The organism is Methylobacterium sp. E-046 (genome assembly GCF_022829625.1).
Lineage (GTDB): Bacteria > Pseudomonadota > Alphaproteobacteria > Rhizobiales > Beijerinckiaceae > Methylobacterium > Methylobacterium longum.
In genome coordinates this window covers 1-1,327 of sequence record NZ_JAKSYP010000049.1, presented here as the reverse complement: position 1 = coordinate 1,327, position 1,327 = coordinate 1, and the positions used below count along the sequence as shown (strand labels likewise).

Genomic DNA, 1,327 nt, shown 5'->3' with positions numbered 1-1,327 from the left:
ATCCGGAACGTGCTGGCCAAGACGATGCCGAAGAAGCCGAGGCGCAGGCGGCGGAAGGCATGACCGAGCCCGACGCGAACCACGAACTCGCCGCCCGTCTGCTGGCCCAACTGGGTGGCTTCATGCTCGGCATCGGCATCGAGGAGAGCGCTGCCCGCGAGATCGTACAGCGCGCGATCACCGACGATCCGTCTCTCGACGAGGAGGGGGTCGAGGCGAAGGCGCGGGCCTGGATGCTGATCGCGCTGGCATGAGCACGCTCACGGAGCGGATCAGCAAAGCTGTGGCGGCTCTGCGCGCGGCTGGTCACTGGGTCGAGGCGGTAGCTGGTACGGCCGACATATACCGGGTGAACGGAGGCGATGCCGTGACAGGACCGGAGGTCTTGGTGCTGGTGATCCGGCTCGGTCTGATGGACGTGCCGGGTGGGCAGCGATAGCGCAGCATCATGCCGACCGAACCGCACGCCCCGCTTCAGGGCCGCGCCTTGAAGGCTCTGCGCGTCGTCGCGGCAAATCCTGGCGGACTGCGGATGCAGGCCCGCCCGTCAGCCATGCCGATGCTGGTTGAGATGAAACTGGTCGAGTCGCGCCAGAGGCGAGGACCAGGTCGGACCCGGTCGGCTTGGTTTCTCACGCGGATCGGCCGCGAGCTGCTGGCCGAGGTCGGGGCGAACGAGGTGCAGGCGGACTAGCGAGCCTACACCGCAGATATTCAGATCCGCACGCCCCAGACGTTATCGAGCTGCGCTCGAAGACCATCCCTGGTGCTTGAAGCGCAGCTACGGTTCCGGCGCTGATCATTCGTGTCCTGCAGCGCTTGCCTCTCATGCTCCCTAATATGGATTTGATGGTCGTATAAAATCAATATAAATCATGATTTATGTTATATATCTGCTATTTTAACGTCTATAACGTGCATCTTAAAGTAGAAAACCACCTCATATTGCAATAAATAACATAATATAGAATATTAAAATTGATTAAAAATTTGGAACCACTCACCCAGTCTCGGTCGTTTATGGCGCCTGGACCTGGAAGGTTGGTAGTCATGAGTACGGCCGTCGGCGTTCTGATCCTGGACGAACCGCGAGGCTTAGGCACGACTGTTCAGGCCACCCTGGAGCACATGCCGGATTTCCACACGATCGTGGAGGCGGATTTGGGTGGGGCCGATGCCCAGAATGCGATTGCCCTGATCTTTGTCGACGAAATCCGGCTCGTGGACGTGATCGACCGCATCTTCAGCCTGAAGAAGCGCCAGCCGAACCTCCGCACGCTGGTGGCCTTCGGGGTCCTGTCCGCGGATGACCTGCGCGCCCTCTTGG

Annotated in this window: 3 protein-coding genes and 1 pseudogene; all 4 read left to right on the top strand. The window is 60.2% G+C overall.

The features are described 5' to 3' along the window. Positions 1 to 254: hypothetical protein (locus tag MKK82_RS02550; RefSeq protein ID WP_243984591.1), on the top strand; the 254-nt coding region annotated here is incomplete at its 5' end. After that, entirely contained in the window at positions 251 to 439 is a 189-nt protein-coding gene (locus MKK82_RS02545) for a hypothetical protein (protein WP_243984589.1), read from the top strand. The genes MKK82_RS02550 and MKK82_RS02545, both read left to right, overlap by 4 nt. Positions 440 to 448: 9 nt before the next feature. Further along, positions 449 to 694, top strand: a complete 246-nt coding sequence (locus tag MKK82_RS02540) for a hypothetical protein (protein WP_243984588.1) — start codon at positions 449 to 451, stop codon at positions 692 to 694. 356 nt (positions 695 to 1,050) lie between these two features. Beyond that, a pseudogene (locus tag MKK82_RS02535) lies at positions 1,051 to 1,327 on the top strand (DNA-binding response regulator); the annotation flags it as partial.